Below are 18,871 nucleotides of genomic sequence, written 5' to 3'. Positions count from 1 at the left end.
GCATCGCTGGGCCGTGGTACGGCGATCCGACATTCTATAAAATGCACTTAATCCCCGCCAAATCCGAACGACGTGACAGTATCGCGATGTGCCAGCCAAATCGCCGTGCCGGGGGGCGGCCCGGCGATGCGCGGCGGCCTGCGGCCTTGACTCCGCGCCTAAGAAAGCCCCCCGGCTTGCGTTTGCGGCTCAGGACTTGCCCCAGCGCCCGTCGAGTTTCTGCAGCTCCGCAATCCGTTCCGCCGTCTTGGGATGGCTCATCAACCACGCTGGCATCGCACCTGACCGGCTGGCGGTTAGGGCGTCGAGCTTGTGGAACAGGCTGATCTGCGGCGCCACACCGATCCCGGCTTTGGTCAGCAAAGCCGCCGCATAGGCATCCGCCTCATACTCATCCGACCGTGACAACCGCGCAGCCAACAGCGAGGTCAGCGCCCCGGCGATCCACACGCCGATCCCCGGAAGGAACCGGCTCAGCACCATGCCAAGCGCGGTGCGCAGCGCGTTTTGCCCCGAAAAATCAATCATCCGCCGCCTCGAATGACCCAGCGCCACATGCCCCAACTCATGCGCAATCACGCTGGCCAGCTCTTCGGCCGTCACCTCGCCATTGCGATATTTGCGAAAGAACCCGCGGGTGATGAAAATCCGCCCATCCGGCGCGGCTAGCCCATTGACCGGATCGATCTCGTAGATATGCACCTTGATCCGCGCCAGATCGAGCGCGGCGGCCATCCGGTCGGTCAGCTTCCTCAGCGTCGGATCGGCGAGCTCGGTCGAACGGGAATCCAACTCCTTGCGGGTGCGCCACGCCGAGAAGTGATACATCGCCAGCGCGTAGAGCACGGCCAGAAGGATGGGGGTAAACTTCAACATATCCAAGATATGGGGCAGGGCGGCGCAATGGACAAGTTGCCACATTGGCCGTCGCTGTGAAAATCGGCAGCCTCATTGCAACCCTGGGTGGTTTCCCCTGTCATATCGGAGTGCGCGATGAATGTGTTGTTGATCAGTGCCGCAGTGATGTCACTTGTGTGGTGTCTTGTGCATGTCTTTGTGGGCGGGTGAGAGGTTGCCCAGCCTTTGCGCGCCACCGTGCAGATTGACCCGATGGTGCGCGATGTTTTTTGGTTTTGCTGGCACATGGTGAGCTTGGTTTTATTGTTCATGGCCGGTTTCTTTGCCTTGGATGCATTTGGCATCACCTCCGGCCTCGCACTTGCTGCAACCGCGCTGTCTGCGGCTTTCATGCTGCTCGGGATCATTGGAATCCCGATGATCGGCCAAAGCTATCGCCGCGTGCCACAGGGCTGGCTTTTTGTGCCCACCACTGTTTTGGGGCTTTGGGGGCTCGCAGTGTGAGGACTGTGCAAGGTGCGCGCGGTTATTGAACGGGTTTGGCTGGCACCTTGCGCATTTTGGCCAACAGCAGCCATCCGAAAACGACCGCCACAGCCATAGCGGCCAGAAAGCCCGAGGCGTTGGTGGCGACATCGGCCACCATCGCCAGTTGGTCGGAAAACCCATAGCCCAGGCCGATATAGGTGGCGACCCAGATCGCCTCGCCTGCGGCATCCCAGAGCGTGAATTTGCCCCATCCAAGCCCGGTCGCCCCGGCGATGAAATTCACATACGGCCCGAGCGGGGCCACCAGCCAAGTCGAGAAGAACACGCCCATTGCACCGCGCCGCGCCACCAAATCGCGCGCCTTGGTGAGGGTTGGCGCTTGGCGGGGCCAGCGGGTGGCGATGCGGTCGGGCACATGCGCGCCTTTGCGTCCGATGGCGAAACCCGTCTGATCGCCCAGCACCGCGCCCAGCCACGCCCCCGCCAGCACATTGCCAAGATCAAGATCGCCCGCCGCCACAAAAGCGCCGCCCGCCAGCATCAACAGCGACGACGGGATCGGCACCAGCAGGCACGACAGGAAACACGACGCCGCCAGCAGCCAGACGCCGTAATCGGCCACGAGTTGGAACAGCGCGTCGCTCACTTGCCCATGGCCTCGCGTGTTGCAGGCCGTGTGGCGCGGTGGTCAAGGATCGCGGCGGTGACAACGCGGACAATCTCGCCCGAGGCCACACCCTGCTGCGCGGCAACCTCGGCCACCGTGATGCGCCCGCCACTGGGGTCGAGGTGCATTGCCTCGCCAACGATCTGCGGCGGCACATCCCAGGAATGGGCGATATAGCGCGGCGTCATCCACGGCTCGATCGCCTGATTGCGATGCATCGGATCGGCCCAATAGACCCAGAACATGACCGAGCGAATGGCAAAGAACGCCATCAGCGCCAGCGCCAGCACAAAGCCGGTCAACAAAAGCTTGTTGTCGCGCCACAAAGTACGCAGAGCGCTCATCGCGGCGGCCACGGGCACAAGGGGCAGATAGGGATGCCTTGGACGGGGGCGGATGGGACCGGGTTGGAGTGGACTGGGGCGGCTTGGGACATGCGGATATCCTGTGATAGATCGCACCCAAGGTACAATCCGCAGCAAACCACGCCAAGCCTCGTTTGCTGAACATGCCGCTTATAAAGGCGATGCAGACCCGCCCAGATCCGCCCAGACCCGCCCAGTCGAGGCGCTAGCGCACCAAGCCCTTCATCCCACGCTCTAATCCTTCGAGCGTCATCGGCACCATTGTGCCTTCAAAGATGTCTTGGATCATCCGCACCGACTGGGTGTACTGCCAATGCTTTTCCGGCACCGGGTTGATCCAGAGGTTCGAGCGCCACTGTTCGCGCGCCCGCTCAAGCCAGACCTGCCCGGCCTCTTCGTTCCAATGTTCATTGGCGCCGCCGGCATAGGCAATTTCATACGGCGACATCGAGGCATCGCCGACAAAGATACATTTGTAATCCGCGCCATAGGTCCGCAGCACCTCCCACGTCGGGGTGACTTCAGACCAACGGCGGGCATTGTCGCGCCACACGCCTTCGTACAGGCAATTGTGGAAGTAGTAATATTCGAGGTGCTTGAACTCGGTGCGCGCGGCGGAAAACAGCTCTTCGACCACACGGATATGGGCATCCATCGAGCCGCCAACATCGAGAAACAGCAACACCTTGACGGCGTTGTGGCGCTCGGGGCGGGTTTTGACATCGAGATAGCCATGCTCAGCGGTGGCGCGAATGGTGCCGTCAAGATCAAGCTCATCCGCCGCCCCGGTGCGCGCCCAGTTGCGCAGACGTTTCAGCGCGACCTTGATGTTGCGGGTGCCCAGTTCGATCTGATCGTCGAGATTGCGAAACTCGCGCTTGTCCCAAACCTTGACCGCGCGCTGATGGCGGCTTTTGTCCTGACCGATGCGCACGCCTTCAGGATTGTAGCCGTTGGCCCCAAACGGTGAGGTGCCAGCGGTGCCAATCCATTTGCTGCCGCCCTGGTGGCGGCCTTTCTGGTCCTCAAGCCGCTGTTTCAGCGTCTCCATCAGCTTGTCAAAGCCGCCAAGCGCTTCGATTTCGGCCATCTCTTCGGGCGATAGATGCTTCTCCGCCATCTTGCGCAGCCATTCTTCGGGCAGGTCGACGGAGTTCAGCACGTCCTGCGCGGAAATCTCCTCTAACCCTTTGAAGCAATGCGAAAAGGCGCGGTCGAACTTATCAAGATTGCGCTCGTCCTTCACCATCGACACGCGGGCGAGGTAATAGAAGGCCTCGACATCATAGGTGGCGAGACCGGCGGTCAGCCCCTCGAGAAAGGTCAGATATTCCCGCAGTGACACCGGCACACCTGCACGGCGCAGGGTCTCGAAGAAGGGGACGAACATCGCGGCCTCAGAGCGCCATCCGATGGACAATCAGCGTGGCGACCATGCCCACAAGCGCAAAGGCCAGCGCATAGATGCCGACATATTGCACGATATCGAGGGTCTTGCCGCCGCGTTTCTTGGCGATGGTGCCGCCGATGATGGCGCCAATCAGTGCGCCTAAAAATACCAACATCCGCTCTTGTCCTTCATATGGTCGCTGTCGCGCAGCGGGCGATGTGCCCTAGCTGCGCGGGCCTTTGAGCGGGCTGAGCGAGGCGATTTCACGAAGCTTTGCCCGTACCGCCCAATCCGCGCCAAAGCCGTAGCGCGCCCAACCCAGAGAGTCCATCCGGACCTCGCGGGCCTCGGACACCCGGCCTGTGAGGTCAAGCGCCTCGGCCCGGAGCAACAGCAGCGTCGCCAGCAGGGCGGCGTTTTCATAGCGCGCGGCGGTGTCGACATGCTGCGCAATCAGGGTGAGCGCACGCTCGGGGTTGGAGCGGGTCAGCTCCAACGCAGCAAGCTGCGAGGCGACATAGGCCTGATGCAGATCGGTCGTCGGGGTTTGGCGATAGAACCGTCCGGCGGCCTCAAACTCGGCGCGGGCCTGTTCGGGGTCGGTGGCTAAAAGGATGCGGCCCATGGCGTAGTGCGAAAAGGCGCGGCGGTGATCCTGCCAGCCCATCGCCGAGGCGACCTTGAGCGATTCGGTGGCCGAGCGGCGGCGGGCGGCAGAGGCGGTGCCCGGCCCAAGCGCGGTTTGAACGGCTTCAATCCAGACGCGCGGGGTGCGGGATTGGCGGCGTGTGGCGATGCCCTGACCGCGCGGATTGAGGCGGGCCAGAATGCCGGGCAGGCGGGTGGCGACCTCGTTGCGGCTCATGCCAGATTGGAGCGATTTGTCATAGGTGGCGCGCAGCACCAGCATGTCAAACCCGGTCAGAACGGTGTGGACGTTGTCATCATTGAACACCGAATCCGACAGGCGATACAGATCGTTAAGCGGGCCGAGCGATTGCGCCAGTTCTTCGTGCAGGCAGTCGCGCATTTCCTGCGGCGTGCTGTCGTTGGGCACGAAGATCGCCACTTTCTCGCGGCGTTTGACCTGCGCCCAGTTCAGCGCCTGCGACCGGCGCATGCGTTTGTATTCGGCCATCGACCCGACGTTGGGCACCACGAAACAGGCGGCCATCGGCAGCGCCTTGCGGATCTCGGCGGTGCTCACGGCCTGGATCGTCACCTGGGCGGCGGCATCAGGGGCGACCTGCCAGATATCAAGCCCGGCCTCGGTGCGCATCCGGTGCAGCAGGCGCTTGAGATCGCGATCAAGCTGGGGGGGCGCATCTCCGGTGACACGCACGGCAATCGGGCCTTCAAAACGCGAAAAAGTGGGCAGGGAGCGGCCGCTTTCCAGTTGGAAATGCAGGTCCATGAAATCGCGCGAAATGTCGGAATTTGACCGCAGCGCCGGCACCGGACGCGGCACCGAGAAGGTTTTCATCGAAGGCAACGTCAACTCGATGCTGGCGGCACGGGTCGGCATGTCAGCCGAGGCAATAGGCATACAAGCACTGAGCACGAGATAGATCGGAAGCAACAGACGGCGGGTACGGCGCATGGCTCAGGCTCTCTGATATTTGAGGAAAGGGGTCAGCACACCGATCCGATCATAAAGATCGCGGGCGGTCTGGTTGAACTCCTGAGTGAGCCAGTAGACGGCGGGGGCACCTTTTGCATCGGCAGCGGCATAGACCGCTTCGATCAGCCTGCGGCCAATGCCGCGACCGCGCTGGTCGGGGCTGGCAAAGAGGTCTTGCAGATAGCAGACCTCTTCTTGCTTCCAGCCATGCCGGTGAAAAAGGTAATGGGTCAGTCCGACAAGGCGTCCGTCGACGTCGGCCACCAGCGCATTGAAATCCCGTGGATCATCGCCCAGCAACCGCTGGAACGTGGTGTCGTAGATTTCGGCCGGAAGCTCGGTGTCGTAAAACGCCAGATATTGGTGCCACAGGTCCTGCCATTGGGCCCGGTCATCGGGGCGCAAATCGCGGATATTTGGGGATATACCCTTAGCGTTTTGGGACATGAATAGTCTGCCTGTTCTCTCAGATGCCCTAAGACATCCTTTACGCCTGTGTCGCCTTTGAGGTGAGTATAGGGCAATGTCAAGAAATCCTAAGTCGCATTTCGGCCAGAATGTCGCGGCGTATGAAACCGTTGCAATTCAGTCGTTTCAAAGGGTTGGCTTGTAGAGAATTAATATCTCGCCACCAGATGTAGTGGGCGGAGCGCATGGCGGCGTGACGCAATCCAAAGCCGCGTCAAACAATTGGATATGTGAGATGGCTCACAGACAATTAACAAAGTGCAAAATACAACCAACGCGGCCGAGGCCGATCCATTGATGGATCGGTGCCGATCTGTTGACAGATCGGGCGCGCGTTTGGCGGGTCGGTCGCGCCACAAAGGCCGGTGGTACGAGCTGATGCGCGTATTGTTCGCGCATCAGTCTAGCGCCGTGCGGTTTGGGCGGGGCCTTTGCCGCGTCGTGGGTGAGACCGATCCATCAATGGATCGGTGCCGATCTGTCAACAGATCGGACGCGCGCCTAGCGGGCCCGTCGTGCCATAAAGGCCAGCCGTTCGAACAGATGCACATCCTGTTCGTTTTTGAGCAGGGCTCCGTGCAATTTGGGCAGGGCATCCGCTCCGTCGCGGGCTAGGTCTTCGGGGCTGAGATCTTCGGCCAGCAAAAGCTTGAGCCAGTCCAGAACTTCCGAGGTGGACGGCTTCTTCTTCAAGCCGGCCTGATCGCGGATCTCATAGAACTGCGTCAGCGCGGTGGTCAGCAGCGCATCTTTGATGCCGGGGTGATGCACCTCGACAATCTGGCGCATCGTCGCCTCGTCGGGAAAGCGGATGTAGTGAAAGAAACAACGCCGCAAAAACGCATCAGGCAGTTCCTTTTCGTTGTTCGAGGTAATGATCACGATCGGCCGGTGGCGGGCCTTGATGGTGTCGCCGGTCTCATAGACATGAAATTCCATTTTATCGATTTCTTGCAACAAATCGTTGGGAAATTCGATGTCGGCCTTGTCGATCTCATCAATCAACAGCACCACTTTTTCATCCGCCTCAAACGCCTGCCAGAGCTTGCCCTTGCGGATGTAATTTCGCACGTCGTGCACCCGCTCTTCGCCCAGCTGGCTGTCGCGCAGACGCGACACGGCGTCATATTCGTAAAGCCCCTGCTGCGCTTTGGTGGTGGATTTGATGTTCCACTCGAGCATCCGCAACCCCAGCGCATCGGCCACTTGCCGGGCCAGTTCGGTCTTGCCAGTGCCGGGCTCGCCCTTGACCAGAAGCGGGCGTTCCAGCGTCACTGCGGCGTTTACCGCTAACGTCAGATCTTCTGTCGCAACATAGCTTTCCGTGCCTTCGAATTTCATGCCCGCTCCTTGAAATGGCCGTATTTCCCGGACCCTATAGTTTCCGGGAAATCGCTGCAATACAGCGCTTTGTGTAGTGACATTCTCGCTCTCAGGGAGTAACCCGAGCGCGCAGGGGTAGCCGGTAGTAAGGAGTTCAAAATTGATTTCATCTGACTCTGGCGAGAACAAGGGAGCGGATATGAAACAGGAATCGTTTCTACCGGAAGACTATCGTCCCGCTGAGGGCGAACCATTCATGAATGACAAACAGCTTGAGTATTTTCGCCTCAAGTTGATCGCTTGGAAGAATGAGTTGCTGGACGACACCCGCGACACACTTGAAGGCCTTCAGGAAAGCACACGCAACATTCCCGACGTCGCCGACCGCGCCAGTGAGGAGACTGACCGCGCCATCGAGCTTCGTACCCGGGATCGTCAGCGTAAGCTGGTCGCCAAGATCAATTCGGCGCTGCGCCGGATTGAAGAGGGCGAATTTGGCTATTGCGAAGTGACAGGCGAGCCGATCTCGCTCAAGCGTCTGGATGCGCGGCCCATCGCCACGATGAGCCTTGAAGCGCAGGAACGCCACGAGCGCCGGGAAAAGGTCCACCGCGACGATTGAGCCGCGGCACCATGATGACATTCTGAAAACGCCGGGGCTCATGCTCCGGCGTTTTTGCGAGGGAAGGGACGTGATGAGCTTGCTTGGTCTTGAGGTCTGTGTTGTTGGCGGTGGTATCGGTGGGTTGACCACCGCGCTCTGTCTGGCTGGGCGCGGTGCGCAGGTCACGGTGCTAGAGCAGGCCGAGGCGCTGCGCGAGGTTGGCGCCGGGCTGCAGATCAGCCCGAATGGCCTGCGCGTGATCGAGGCGCTGGGGCTGGCCGATACTTTGTCCGCTGCCGCCGTGCAGGGGCGCGCGGTGTCGTTGCGCGACTTTCGGGCGGGGCGCGAGGTGGCGCGGCTTGATCTTGGGCTGTTGCCGCCCGACCAGCGATATCACTTCGTGCACCGCGCTGATCTGATTGCGCTGTTGGCGTCGGCGGCGCGCGATCTTGGCGTGCGGATCGAATTGAACCGCGAGGTTGCTGAAATTCGCCCCGGCGCGCGGCCTGAAATATTGCTGACCGATGGCACCCGGCATGAGGCGGCGCTGGTGGTGGGCGCGGATGGGCTGCATTCAAAGCTGCGCGATGCGCTGATCGGGCCGGCCGCACCGCAATTCACTGGACAGGTCGCCTGGCGGGCCGTCATTCCGAATGTGACCGGGCAGGGCGCAGAGGTGCAGGTGCATATGGGGCCGGGGCGGCATCTGGTGTGTTATCCGCTGCGCGACGGGTCGAAATTGAACCTTGTGGCGGCGCAGGAACGCGACGACTGGGCCGAGGAAGGCTGGCACCACGCCGACGACCCGGCCAACCTGCGCGCCGCCTTTGCCGGTTTTGGCCCCAAGGTGCAGGAGATGCTGTCGGCGGTCGACGAGGTCATGCTCTGGGGCTTGTTCCGCCACGCGGTTGCGCCGCGCTGGGTTGGTGGCAACTGCGCGTTGGTTGGCGATGCGGCGCACCCAACGCTGCCGTTTCTGGCGCAGGGCGCGAACATGGCGCTCGAGGATGCTTGGGCGCTTGGCGCGGCTTTGGCCAATCATGACGACATCGCCGCTGGCCTTGCCGCCTATCAAGCGGCCCGCCTGCCGCGCTGCACCCGCATCGTTGACACCGCCACTGGCAACGCCTGGAAATACCACCTGCGGCCGGGGCCGCTGCGGCTTGCAGCGCATAGCGCGCTTTGGTTGGGCAGCCGGATCGCGCCGCGCCGTTTGCTTGGGCAATTCGACTGGCTTTACGGTTTTGACGTCACGCGCGCGGATTAATTCCGCCTGCCTGCGCCACACCCAGCGGCATTCCACACCGCGATTTCCGCGCCATAAGCGATGTTCCTCTTGTGTTCTCTCTTTTTCATTGGCGAACGGGCGATCATTCACTATGTGTTAGGTTCTGCCGAACGAGGACGTTTTATGCCGGAACATAAGTTTATCGAGGTGCGCGGTGCGCGCGAACATAACCTCAAGGGGATCGACGTGGACATTCCGCGCGATCAGCTTGTGGTGATCACGGGCCTGTCGGGGTCTGGCAAATCGTCACTGGCGTTTGACACGATCTATGCCGAGGGCCAGCGCCGCTATGTCGAGAGCCTCTCGGCCTATGCGCGCCAGTTCCTTGATATGATGGAGAAACCTGACGTTGATCACATCTCGGGCCTCAGCCCGGCGATCTCGATTGAGCAGAAGACAACCTCGAAAAACCCGCGCTCGACCGTCGGCACTGTGACCGAGATTTATGACTATATGCGGCTGCTGTTTGCCCGCGCCGGTACGCCGTATTCGCCTGCCACCGGCAAGCCGATTGAGGCGCAGCAGGTGCAGGATATGGTCGACCGGGTGATGACGATGCCCGAGGGCACGCGCGGCTATCTGCTCGCACCCATTATCCGCGACCGCAAAGGCGAATACCGCAAGGAATTCCTCGAGTTGCGCAAGCAGGGGTTTCAGCGCGTCAAGGTGGATGGCGCGTTCTACGAGCTCGACGAGCCGCCGACGCTGGACAAAAAATACCGCCATGACATCGATGTGGTGGTCGACCGGATCGTCGTGCGCGAGGGGCTGGAAACGCGGCTGGCCGACAGTTTCCGCACCGCGCTGGATTTGGCCGATGGCATCACCGTGCTGGAAACCGCCCCGCGTGAAGACGAGGGCGAGCCGGAGCGCATCACCTTTTCCGAGAATTTTGCCTGTCCGGTCAGTGGCTTCACCATTCCCGAGATTGAGCCACGGCTGTTTTCCTTCAACGCGCCGTTTGGCGCTTGCCCGGAATGTGATGGCCTTGGGGTCGAGCTGTTTTTCGACGAACGGCTCGTGGTGCCCGACGCCACGCTCAAGATTTACGACGGCGCGCTAGCCCCGTGGCGCAAGGGCAAAAGCCCGTATTTCCTCCAGACCATCGAGGCGCTGGCCAAGCATTACGAATTCGACAAGAACACCCGTTGGAAAGACCTGCCGGCGCACATTCAACAGGCGTTTCTCTATGGCTCCGGCGAAGAGGAAATCGAATTTCGCTATGACGAAGGCGGGCGGGTGTATCAGATCAGCCGCGTGTTCGAAGGCGTCATTCCCAATATGGAGCGGCGCTATCGCGAGACCGATTCCAACTGGATTCGCGAAGAATTTGAGCGCTATCAGAACAACCGATCCTGTCAGGTTTGCGAAGGCTACCGCCTGCGTGAAGAGGCGCTGGCGGTCAAGATTGGCTCGTCGGACGCCGGGCTGCTGCATGTCGGCCAAGTGGTGCAGATGTCGATCCGCGAGGCCTATGATTGGTGCACCGCGGTGCCCGATCAGCTGTCGAAACAGAAGAACGAGATCGCCCGCGCCATCCTTAAGGAAATCCGAGAACGCCTTGGATTCCTTAATAATGTTGGTTTGGAGTACCTCACGCTTAGCCGGAATGCGGGCACCTTGTCGGGTGGCGAAAGCCAGCGTATCCGGCTTGCCTCGCAGATCGGCTCTGGCCTGACCGGGGTGCTTTATGTGCTCGATGAGCCGTCGATTGGCCTGCACCAACGCGACAACGACCGCCTGATTGGCACGCTGAAAAACCTGCGCGATCAGGGCAATACGGTGATCGTGGTCGAGCATGATGAAGAGGCGATCCGCGAGGCGGATTACGTCTTTGACATCGGTCCCGGGGCCGGGGTGCATGGTGGCGAAGTGGTGTCGCGCGGCACCCCTGATGAAGTCGCGGCGGACCCCAAGTCATTGACCGGGCAGTATCTTTCTGGTCAGCGCGAGATTGCAGTGCCGTCCGAGCGGCGCAAGGGCAATGGCAAATCGGTCACGGTGGTCAAGGCGACGGGCAACAACCTGCGCAAGGTCACTGCCGAGTTTCCGCTGGGCAAATTCGTCTGCGTGTCCGGCGTCTCGGGCGGCGGCAAGTCGACGCTGACGATTGAAACGCTGTTCAAAACCGCCTCGATGCGTCTGAACGGCGCGCGCCAAACGCCCGCGCCCTGCGAGACGATCAAGGGGTTGGAGCATCTCGACAAGGTCATCGATATTGACCAACGCGCCATTGGGCGCACGCCACGTTCAAATCCAGCGACCTATACCGGGGCTTTCACCCCGATCCGCGATTGGTTTGCCGGTCTGCCCGAGGCCAAAACGCGCGGCTATAAGCCGGGGCGCTTCAGCTTTAACGTCAAGGGCGGGCGTTGTGAGGCCTGTCAGGGCGACGGTGTGATCAAGATCGAGATGCACTTTTTGCCCGACGTTTACGTTGAATGCGAGACGTGCAAAGGCGCGCGCTACAACCGCGAAACCTTGGAAATTAAGTTCAAAGGCAAGAGCATAGCCGACGTTCTTAATATGACAGTTGAAGAGGCGCAGGGGTTTTTCCAGGCGGTGCCATCGATCCGTGACAAGATGGATGCGCTGATGCGGGTGGGCCTTGGCTATATCAAGGTTGGCCAGCAGGCGACAACGCTTTCGGGCGGCGAGGCGCAGCGGGTCAAACTGTCGAAGGAACTGGCCAAACGCTCGACCGGGCGCACGCTGTATATCCTTGATGAACCGACCACCGGCCTGCACTTTGAAGACGTGCGCAAGCTGTTGGAAGTGCTGCATGAATTGGTTGAGGGTGGCAATACGGTTGTGGTGATCGAGCACAATCTCGACGTGATCAAAACCGCCGATTGGATCATCGATATTGGCCCCGAGGGCGGCGATGGCGGTGGTAAAATCGTGGCGACCGGCACGCCGGAAAAGGTGGCCAAGGTCAAAGCGAGCTATACTGGCCATTACCTTGCGCCGATGCTCAAACCCCGCAAAGTGGCGGCGGAATAGCAAAACGGCCGGGTTTGTCTGCCCGGCCGTTCGCTTTTACATCAATAGGTTAGCGGGTTTGCGCAACCTGTGCCGAGGGTGCGATTGCCGCGATGCGCAACAGTTGCATCATCTCGTAAGCGCGCGCGGGCAGTAGCAGGACTTCGCCATCCACGGCGGAATAGTAATGCTCGGCGTCGGGCTCGGGCAGATCATAAGACGCGACCAGCCCGTCGTGCCCGGCCATCGACATCAGATCGAGATCTTCGACCTCGAAAACACGCACATCCTGCAAGCCGCGCAGCAGGCGGATACGGCGATAATTCTCCATATCAAGCAGCACCGGCTGGCCGTCGATGATGATATAGGCGTGGTCTTCGGGGGCGGGATCGAGCGCGAAAAGGTCAACAATCCGGTCCTGTGTCAGCGCGAAATCATTGACGAAAGGATCGAGGTCGACGTCGTTGTCAATCTCGACATCCAACTCGTACTCTTCCTCGATAGTCACGTCGATCTCACGTTGGCGCTCGACCAGATGCAGGCGCACGTCGTCATCATTGCGGCTGGCCCATTCCTCGGCGGTGACACCCTTTTTCGCCTGTCCGGGCGGCACGCAGGGCACGTCTTCCAGGGCCAAACCGGGCGGGCAATCGATCAGGATATTTGTCAGACCCGCGGTGCCCAGCACGGCCAGCGGCACGCCAAGCGCGGACATCCGCGACAGCGCTTGGCGGGTGAAATCAGCGTCGCCGTCAATCTCGATCTTGGATTTGCCGTCCTTGACCTCGACTTTGGCTTTGTTCTTGCCGTTCTTGATCTCAATCTTGGCCTTATCGTCTTTGATTTTGACCTTGGACTTGCCCTTGTCTTTCCCCTTGGACTTCTTCTTTTTCTGCTTGGCTTTCTTTTTGCCCTTCGCCTTGCCCTTGCCTTCGGACTTGATCAGCACCGGGCCAGTTTCGGCCTGCGCGGTGAGGGACGCGTCAAATTGCGGCATATGGGTTGGCGCGGCCTCTGCCGAGAGCGGCAAGGACAGCGCGGCGGCGAGGGCGAGCGGAGAGATGAAACGGGTCATATGGTCCTCAGCGTTTGAATTCTGACACCACAACGCCTCAGCTCTCCGCAAGTTCCTTAGCCGCGTCCCCGGGTTTCGAACCGGGGCAACATGGCCGAAAAGTCGCGGCCCTTGCCGTCTTCGGCCTCGACAAACTGCGCATAAAGATCGCGCGCGGCACGGCCCATCGGGGTGTCAGCATCGGCGGCTTCGGCGGCCTGTTGGCTGAGCCTCAGATCCTTGAGCATCAGTTCCGAGGCGAACCCCGGCTGATAGCCATTGTCAGCGGGGCTTTTGGGGCCGACGCCGGGGGCCGGGCAATAGGCGTTCATCGTCCAGCTATAGCCCGAGGAGGTCGAGACCACATCGAACATCGCCTGCCGGTCGAGGCCCAATTTGTCAGCCAAAGCAAAGGCTTCGCAGGTGGCAATCATGGTGACGCCAAGGATCATGTTGTTGCAGATTTTGGCGGCCTGGCCATTGCCTGATGGCCCGCAAAGCACCGCCTTTTGGCCCATCACATCGAACAGCTCCTTGACCGCAGCAAAGCCCATATCGGAGCCGCCCACCATAAACGTCAGCGTGCCTGCCGCCGCCCCGGTGACACCGCCCGAGACCGGCGCATCCAGCGGCTCGAGCCCGGCATTTTGCGCCAGTTCGGCCACGTCGCGCGCGCTTTGCACATCGACGGTCGAGCAGTCGAGGAACACCGCGCCCTTGTCCATCACCGGCACAATGTCGCCGGCCACGGCGCGCAGAATATCGCCGTTGGGCAGCATGGTGATCACCACCTGCGCGCCCTGCGCGGCCTCGGCCGCCGATCCGGCCATTGCAACGCCGTCAATCGCCACGTTTGCCATATCAAAGCCGGTCACAGCGTGGCCCGCTTTTGCAAGGTTGGCGGCCATTGGCCCACCCATGTTGCCCAGCCCGATAAACCCGATTTTCATGTCTGCGTCTCTCCAAATGTCAGCCCATCCGCACCCAGCGGCATCAGCATCTGTGTCACCCGCAGCTGTTTGAGTTCGCGCAGATCATCGCGCCACTTCGGGCTTTTGTCTTTGTCGATTATGGCGGCGCGAATGCCTTCGATAAAGTCGCCATGCTCCATGCAGCGTGCAGTAAAGCGGTACTCCATCTTCAGCGCGCGGCGGATCGTGCCGCCGGGGCCGCGATTGCGGTGGATGATCTCCAAAGCGCAGGCCATGCCAAGCGGGCTGTTGCGCGCCAGCGTTTTAAGCGCGCCGGCGGCAAAAGCGGTGCCGGCGTGGTCCAATGCATTCAGCACGTCGCGCAGGGTTTCGCCGCCAAACGTCGCGTCGATATCGGCCTGTTGCGCGGCAAGCGGGCTGTCGGGCGGCGCAGAGGCCGCATTGTCGATCAGGTCCCAGTCGCCGGTGCGCTCGAGCTCGGTGATCAGCTGCGGCCAGTTGGCCTCGGGGATGTAGAAATCGGCAAAACCGGCATAGATTGCATCGCCAGGGCCCATGCGGGTGCCGGTCAAGCCCAGGTATTCGCCAAGCCGCCCTGGCGCGCGCGCCAACATCAGGCTGCCGCCAACATCGGGCACAAGGCCAATGCCACATTCGGGCATGGCGATGCGCGAGGTGTCACCGACCACGCGGTGCGAGCCGTGACAGCCAATGCCAACGCCGCCGCCCATGGTGTAGCCTTGCAGAAAGCTTGCCACAGGTTTGGGAAACTCGAACAACCGGGCGTTCATCCGGTATTCATCGCGCCAAAACCGCCGGCCATAGTCGAAATCGCCCGCCGTGCCGGTGGCATACATTTCGGCAATATCGCCGCCGGCACAAAACGCCTTTTCGCCCTCGGCATCGATCACCAGCATCGCAACCTCGGGATCATCGGCCCAATCAATAAGCGCCGCGTCGATTGCCATGCACATGTCATAGCTCAGCGCGTTAAGCGCGCCTGCGCGGGTGAGGGTGATGCGACCGGTGCGGCCGGTTTTTCGGATCGAAATATCGCTCATCGGTTCGCCAGAAGATGGCGCGCGACGATCACGCGCATGATTTCATTGGTGCCTTCAAGGATCTGATGGACGCGAAGATCGCGCACCAGTTTCTCGATGCCATAGTCGGCAAGATAGCCGTAACCGCCGTGCAATTGCAGGCATTGATCAACCACAGAGCTGCCGGTTTCGGTGACAAACTTCTTGGCCATCGCGCAAAACGGCGTGGCATCGGGCGCGCCAGTGTCAAGCTTCCACGCGGCGTGGCGGAGCAGGGTGCGCGCGGCCTGCATTTCGATCTCCATGTCTGCGAGGCGGAATTGCAGCGCTTGGAATTGGTCGATGCTTTTGCCAAAGGCCTTGCGATCGCTCATGTAATTCAGCGTCATATCAAGCCCGGTCTGCGCCGCGCCCAGCGAACAGGACGAGATATTGAGCCGCCCGCCATCAAGCCCCGCCATCGCGTATTTGAAACCTTTGCCCTCTTCCCCGAGCAGGTTTTCCGCCGGAACCGGGCAATCGTCCATCTGCACTTGCCGGGTGGGTTGGCTTTTCCAGCCCATCTTGTCTTCGAGCCCGCCAAAGCTTAGCCCCTCGGTGCCGTCTTCGACCACCATCGCCGAGATGCCGCGCGGGCCGTCTTCGCCGGTTCGGCACATCACCACATAGGCGTCGGAATAGCCGCCGCCCGAGATGAACGCCTTGGTGCCGGTAAGGCGATAGCCCTCGTTGGTCTTGGTCGCGCGGGTCTTGAGCGCGGCGGCGTCCGACCCCGATCCCGGCTCGGTCAGGCAGTAGGAAAACACCGTGTCCAACGTCATTGCGCCCGGCAGATAGCGCGCCTTGAGGTCGTCAGAGCCGAAGGTATCGATCATCTTGACGCACATGTTGTGGATCGACAGGAACGCCGCGACCGAGGGGCAGGCCATGCTGAGCGCTTCAAACACCAGCGTCGCATCAAGCCGTGTGAGGCCGGAGCCGCCGCTGTCTTCGGACACATACAACCCGCCAAACCCGAGTTCGCCGATCTGCGGCCAAAGCTCTTTTGGGATGTTGCCCGCGGCCTCCCAGTCGCGCGCGTGGGGCGCGATCTGTTCCTGTCCAAACGCGTAGGCCATGTCGAAAATGGCGGTCTGTTCTTCGGTGAGTGCAAAATCCATGGAAGCCCCCCTCTGCCGTGAATTGAATGTCTGTTCAATTATCGGCAAGGTGCAGGTTAAATGCAAGGAAATAATAGCGCGAATCCGGCGGTGGTGGCGCAAACAAAGCGTGGGTTTAGGGCAGGGCGTTCGCCCCGCGCGGCGTAAGCTGATAGACCCCGCGCGCAACCCGTTCGAACCAGCCGTAATGATCGTCTGCCATGATCCGCGTCGCCGCCGACACGCCGGTGGCTTTGCGGATATCGGCGCATTTGCAGGCGCCCTCCGTCGCAAGATGCGCGGCGAGTTTCAGCGCGTCTTGCCGATAGGCCGTCACCAGCGGGCTGTTGCGGGCGGCACCGCCAAGATTGGGATCACCCTCGCGGCGGGCAAATTCACGCAGCAGCCGGGTCTGGCGGGATTTGACCTTGCGCGGGGTGAACGCGGCGGGATCAAGGTGAATTTCGGTGTGGCCATCGCTGAGCCGGACGGTGATCAGCCCAAGGCCGAGCCGGCGGCACAGGCTCTTGTTCTCTTTCAGCGCGCGCTGAAACCGTTTGCCGGTGACGCGCGGCACGGCAATATAGACGCAATCCGTTACCGTTTGGCGCGCGATGGCCTGATGGAACAGGGTCAGCGCAAAGCCGGTTTTCAGCTCGACAATCACCGGGTCATCGCCGTCGCGCAACGCCACCACATCGGCGGCACCGATCTCGGCCTTGACCTCATAGCCCTGACTTTCGAGCAGGGCCTTAACATACGGATAAAGCTCGGTTTCCTTCACAGATCGGCCTGAAATTCCTCGATCAGATGGCTGACAACCGCCCGCATCTGCGCTTCGTGATTGGCCCCCGCCGCCTCGGCCGAGGCGCGCACCGCCCGTTGCCGGGTGGACGAAGTGCCACGGTCAAGGATGACCTGCAAATGCTCGAGTTGGGCGGTGCATCCCAGGGCCTCGGCGTCTTCGGCCAAAAGCTCGGTCAGCTCTGACACCAGTTCCGCCATCGGGATAATCTCGCCCCGGCCGAAATCGATCAGCCCCTCGGTGATGCCATAGCGCTGTGCGCGCCAACGGTTTTCCGCGATCAGAAACCGGTCGTACATCCGCCAGCGTTGATTTTTCACCCGCAGCCGCCACAGCATCCGGGTGAGGCATTGGATCACCGCCGCCAGCGTCAGCGTGTCTTCCATCCGAGGGCAGACATCGCAAATCCGGGTCTCCAGCGTCGGATATTGATGCGAGGGCCGCAAATCCCACCAGATCTTGCTGCTGTCTTCGATCAACCCAAGATCGACAAGCGCATCAACCGAACGGGTGTATTCATCCCAGGAATTAAGCTGGGGCGGCAGGCCGGTGCGGGGGAGATTGTCAAAAATCGAGATACGATACGAGCTTAGGCCGGTGTCTTCGCCCTGCCAAAACGGCGAGGAAGTGGACAGCGCCAGCAGATGCGGCAGGAAATAGCTGAGCTGTCCCAGCAGATCGGCGCGCAAGGCATCGTCGCCCAAACCGACATGCACATGCATGCCGCAAATCAGCATCCGCCGCACCACGCCGCCCAAATCCTGGCGCAGCTGGTTATAGCGCTCGCGGTCGGTGTGGTGCTGGTTTTTCCAATCGGCGAAAGGGTGGCAGGAGGCGGCAATCGGGGCGGCACCATGTTTGGCCGCACACTCGGCGATGGTGCTGCGCAACCGGCGGAGATCGTCGCGCGCCTCGGCCACTGTGCGGCATACGCCGGTGCCAATCTCAATCTGACATTGAAGGTATTCGGGGCTGACCTGATCGGCCAAAGCGGCCTTGCAGTCGGCCAGCATGGCGTCGGGCACCTCGACCAAGGCAAGACTGTCGCGGTCGACCAACAGGTATTCTTCTTCGATTCCAATCGTGAAATCAGGAGTGTGCATGGCAAGCCCTCAGATCGACGCCGTGGTGGTCAGGCGTGTTGCCCGTCACATTGACACAATCGCCAAATCGGGGGCAAGGGGGCGGCTGTCAGGCGCGGCGCGCAATCTTGTCAGGGGCGATCAGCTCGATCGGAACGTCGAGGTATTCAGCCGCCAAGGTCAGATCGCGAAATACATCCACTTCGATGGATTTAAATTGTCCAAGAAGCGAGCTGTACATTCGGCTCATCCCAAAGGCGAGATCTTGCATCGCCCAGATCGAAATCTGCGTCACCTGATCCGCCCCGTAATAATCGCGGCGCAGCGCAACGAGGTCATGCAAATCGTCAAAATCCAACTCGAACTTTTCAACGCCGGACATGTCATAGAACACCTTTTTCGAGGCGGTCTCCGGATTGAATTCGACCAGCTTGCTAAAAACTTCGGTACAGGTGTCTGTGGACACCGTTCCGCTTACACGAATTATCGCGAGTTGGTGTCGGGGTTCATGGAAAAAATCAATGCTCATACTATCGGCCTCCTAGACCGTCAGCACGCAGAATATCACGTGCTGTATTAATCTACAAAGATTATTAAAGGACTTTCTGCGCGCTACAAGCCTTAAATTTTGAGAAATCGCGGGAAATTTAGTCCCATTTTCCCACACTTTTGCGAAATAATCGTACCAGGCGGCTTTGCGAATGCTAACGAGCGACACGAAAAAGGGCGGCCAGACGGCCGCCCATGATACATGTTTTCAAATG

Annotated in this window: 19 protein-coding genes; 4 read left to right on the top strand and 15 right to left on the bottom strand. The window is 60.7% G+C overall.

The window, feature by feature from the left end; all coding sequences use genetic code 11:
- Positions 1–189: 189 nt before the first annotated feature.
- Positions 190–876, bottom strand: coding sequence for a M48 family metalloprotease (locus ACW9UO_RS04220; protein ID WP_457088598.1), 687 nt, complete (start codon positions 874–876; stop codon positions 190–192).
- 291 nt (positions 877–1,167) lie between these two features.
- Here ACW9UO_RS04220 and ACW9UO_RS04215 point away from each other — a divergent pair, with 291 nt between their 5' ends.
- Complete coding sequence (locus ACW9UO_RS04215; protein WP_457087733.1) at positions 1,168–1,362, top strand: hypothetical protein; 195 nt, start codon at positions 1,168–1,170, stop codon at positions 1,360–1,362.
- Positions 1,363–1,384: 22 nt separating this feature from the next.
- Here the strand turns inward: ACW9UO_RS04215 and ACW9UO_RS04210 are convergent, their stop codons facing one another.
- The 7 genes from ACW9UO_RS04210 to ACW9UO_RS04180 all read right to left on the bottom strand — a co-directional run bounded on the left by ACW9UO_RS04210 (position 1,385) and on the right by ACW9UO_RS04180 (position 7,199).
- Positions 1,385–1,993, bottom strand: a complete 609-nt coding sequence (locus ACW9UO_RS04210) for a DedA family protein (RefSeq protein ID WP_457087732.1) — start codon at positions 1,991–1,993, stop codon at positions 1,385–1,387.
- Complete coding sequence (locus ACW9UO_RS04205) at positions 1,990–2,358, bottom strand: hypothetical protein (RefSeq protein ID WP_457087731.1); 369 nt, start codon at positions 2,356–2,358, stop codon at positions 1,990–1,992. The genes ACW9UO_RS04210 and ACW9UO_RS04205 overlap by 4 nt, the downstream gene beginning before the upstream one ends.
- A gap of 226 nt (positions 2,359–2,584) precedes the next feature.
- Positions 2,585–3,769 carry a vWA domain-containing protein gene (locus tag ACW9UO_RS04200; protein WP_457087730.1) on the bottom strand — a complete coding sequence of 395 codons (1,185 nt, stop codon included), beginning with the start codon at positions 3,767–3,769 and terminating at the stop codon, positions 2,585–2,587.
- Positions 3,770–3,776: 7 nt separating this feature from the next.
- The gene (locus ACW9UO_RS04195; protein ID WP_457087729.1) at positions 3,777–3,944 is read right to left on the bottom strand and encodes an apolipoprotein acyltransferase; all 168 of its coding nucleotides are present in this window, start codon (positions 3,942–3,944) and stop codon (positions 3,777–3,779) included.
- Between the two features lie 48 nt (positions 3,945–3,992).
- Positions 3,993–5,369, bottom strand: coding sequence for a DUF2927 domain-containing protein (locus ACW9UO_RS04190; protein ID WP_457087728.1), 1,377 nt, complete (start codon positions 5,367–5,369; stop codon positions 3,993–3,995).
- A gap of 3 nt (positions 5,370–5,372) precedes the next feature.
- Positions 5,373–5,837, bottom strand: coding sequence for a GNAT family N-acetyltransferase (locus ACW9UO_RS04185; RefSeq protein ID WP_457087727.1), 465 nt, complete (start codon positions 5,835–5,837; stop codon positions 5,373–5,375).
- Positions 5,838–6,359: 522 nt separating this feature from the next.
- Positions 6,360–7,199 (bottom strand): AAA family ATPase, encoded by an 840-nt coding sequence (locus tag ACW9UO_RS04180; RefSeq protein ID WP_457087726.1) that lies wholly within the window; start codon positions 7,197–7,199, stop codon positions 6,360–6,362.
- Positions 7,200–7,380: 181 nt separating this feature from the next.
- Between ACW9UO_RS04180 and dksA the strand changes: the two genes are divergently transcribed.
- The 3 genes from dksA (at position 7,381) to uvrA (ending at position 12,076) form a co-directional block, all read left to right on the top strand.
- Positions 7,381–7,803 carry an RNA polymerase-binding protein DksA gene (dksA, locus tag ACW9UO_RS04175; protein WP_457087725.1) on the top strand — a complete coding sequence of 141 codons (423 nt, stop codon included), beginning with the start codon at positions 7,381–7,383 and terminating at the stop codon, positions 7,801–7,803.
- A gap of 73 nt (positions 7,804–7,876) precedes the next feature.
- Entirely contained in the window at positions 7,877–9,052 is a 1,176-nt protein-coding gene (locus ACW9UO_RS04170; RefSeq protein WP_457087724.1) for an FAD-dependent oxidoreductase, read from the top strand.
- Between the two features lie 144 nt (positions 9,053–9,196).
- Positions 9,197–12,076, top strand: coding sequence for an excinuclease ABC subunit UvrA (uvrA, locus tag ACW9UO_RS04165; RefSeq protein WP_457087723.1), 2,880 nt, complete (start codon positions 9,197–9,199; stop codon positions 12,074–12,076).
- 49 nt (positions 12,077–12,125) lie between these two features.
- Here uvrA and ACW9UO_RS04160 read toward each other — a convergent pair whose 3' ends face one another.
- The 7 genes from ACW9UO_RS04160 to ACW9UO_RS04130 all read right to left on the bottom strand — a co-directional run bounded on the left by ACW9UO_RS04160 (position 12,126) and on the right by ACW9UO_RS04130 (position 18,636).
- Positions 12,126–13,130: a hypothetical protein gene (locus ACW9UO_RS04160; protein ID WP_457087722.1), complete on the bottom strand. Its 1,005-nt coding sequence runs from the start codon at positions 13,128–13,130 to the stop codon at positions 12,126–12,128.
- Between the two features lie 56 nt (positions 13,131–13,186).
- The gene (mmsB, locus tag ACW9UO_RS04155) at positions 13,187–14,059 is read right to left on the bottom strand and encodes a 3-hydroxyisobutyrate dehydrogenase (RefSeq protein WP_457087721.1); all 873 of its coding nucleotides are present in this window, start codon (positions 14,057–14,059) and stop codon (positions 13,187–13,189) included.
- A complete protein-coding gene (locus tag ACW9UO_RS04150; protein WP_457087720.1) occupies positions 14,056–15,102 on the bottom strand; it encodes an enoyl-CoA hydratase/isomerase family protein in 1,047 nt (348 codons plus the stop codon). The genes mmsB and ACW9UO_RS04150 overlap by 4 nt, the downstream gene beginning before the upstream one ends.
- The gene (locus tag ACW9UO_RS04145) at positions 15,099–16,241 is read right to left on the bottom strand and encodes an acyl-CoA dehydrogenase family protein (protein WP_457087719.1); all 1,143 of its coding nucleotides are present in this window, start codon (positions 16,239–16,241) and stop codon (positions 15,099–15,101) included. Before ACW9UO_RS04145 ends, ACW9UO_RS04150 begins: the two co-directional genes overlap by 4 nt.
- A gap of 115 nt (positions 16,242–16,356) precedes the next feature.
- On the bottom strand, positions 16,357–17,004 hold the full coding sequence (locus ACW9UO_RS04140) for a DUF2161 domain-containing phosphodiesterase (RefSeq protein WP_457087718.1): 648 nt from the start codon (positions 17,002–17,004) through the stop codon (positions 16,357–16,359).
- Positions 17,001–18,128, bottom strand: coding sequence for a carboxylate-amine ligase (locus ACW9UO_RS04135; RefSeq protein WP_457087717.1), 1,128 nt, complete (start codon positions 18,126–18,128; stop codon positions 17,001–17,003). Before ACW9UO_RS04135 ends, ACW9UO_RS04140 begins: the two co-directional genes overlap by 4 nt.
- 88 nt (positions 18,129–18,216) lie before the next feature.
- On the bottom strand, positions 18,217–18,636 hold the full coding sequence (locus ACW9UO_RS04130) for a hypothetical protein (protein ID WP_457087716.1): 420 nt from the start codon (positions 18,634–18,636) through the stop codon (positions 18,217–18,219).
- Between the last annotated feature and the right edge of the window lie 235 nt (positions 18,637–18,871).

It is taken from the genome of Marinovum sedimenti (assembly GCF_054052205.1).
Note: the sequence above shows the minus strand (reverse complement) of the source record. Positions and strands in the feature narration are given on the sequence as shown.

Excerpts from the sequence above, each read along its gene's own strand:
- ACW9UO_RS04220 (WP_457088598.1), bottom strand. The coding sequence starts at position 876 with ATGTTGAAGTTTACCCCCATCCTTCTGGCCGTGCTCTACGCGCTGGCG.
- ACW9UO_RS04215 (WP_457087733.1), top strand. The coding sequence starts at position 1,168 with ATGGCCGGTTTCTTTGCCTTGGATGCATTTGGCATCACCTCCGGCCTC.
- ACW9UO_RS04205 (WP_457087731.1), bottom strand. The coding sequence starts at position 2,358 with ATGAGCGCTCTGCGTACTTTGTGGCGCGACAACAAGCTTTTGTTGACC.
- ACW9UO_RS04200 (WP_457087730.1), bottom strand. The coding sequence starts at position 3,769 with ATGTTCGTCCCCTTCTTCGAGACCCTGCGCCGTGCAGGTGTGCCGGTG.
- ACW9UO_RS04195 (WP_457087729.1), bottom strand. The coding sequence starts at position 3,944 with ATGTTGGTATTTTTAGGCGCACTGATTGGCGCCATCATCGGCGGCACC.
- ACW9UO_RS04190 (WP_457087728.1), bottom strand. The coding sequence starts at position 5,369 with ATGCGCCGTACCCGCCGTCTGTTGCTTCCGATCTATCTCGTGCTCAGT.
- ACW9UO_RS04185 (WP_457087727.1), bottom strand. The coding sequence starts at position 5,837 with ATGTCCCAAAACGCTAAGGGTATATCCCCAAATATCCGCGATTTGCGC.
- ACW9UO_RS04180 (WP_457087726.1), bottom strand. The coding sequence starts at position 7,199 with ATGAAATTCGAAGGCACGGAAAGCTATGTTGCGACAGAAGATCTGACG.
- dksA (WP_457087725.1), top strand. The coding sequence starts at position 7,381 with ATGAAACAGGAATCGTTTCTACCGGAAGACTATCGTCCCGCTGAGGGC.
- ACW9UO_RS04170 (WP_457087724.1), top strand. The coding sequence starts at position 7,877 with ATGAGCTTGCTTGGTCTTGAGGTCTGTGTTGTTGGCGGTGGTATCGGT.
- uvrA (WP_457087723.1), top strand. The coding sequence starts at position 9,197 with ATGCCGGAACATAAGTTTATCGAGGTGCGCGGTGCGCGCGAACATAAC.
- ACW9UO_RS04160 (WP_457087722.1), bottom strand. The coding sequence starts at position 13,130 with ATGACCCGTTTCATCTCTCCGCTCGCCCTCGCCGCCGCGCTGTCCTTG.
- mmsB (WP_457087721.1), bottom strand. The coding sequence starts at position 14,059 with ATGAAAATCGGGTTTATCGGGCTGGGCAACATGGGTGGGCCAATGGCC.
- ACW9UO_RS04150 (WP_457087720.1), bottom strand. The coding sequence starts at position 15,102 with ATGAGCGATATTTCGATCCGAAAAACCGGCCGCACCGGTCGCATCACC.
- ACW9UO_RS04145 (WP_457087719.1), bottom strand. The coding sequence starts at position 16,241 with ATGGATTTTGCACTCACCGAAGAACAGACCGCCATTTTCGACATGGCC.
- ACW9UO_RS04135 (WP_457087717.1), bottom strand. The coding sequence starts at position 18,128 with ATGCACACTCCTGATTTCACGATTGGAATCGAAGAAGAATACCTGTTG.
- ACW9UO_RS04130 (WP_457087716.1), bottom strand. The coding sequence starts at position 18,636 with ATGAGCATTGATTTTTTCCATGAACCCCGACACCAACTCGCGATAATT.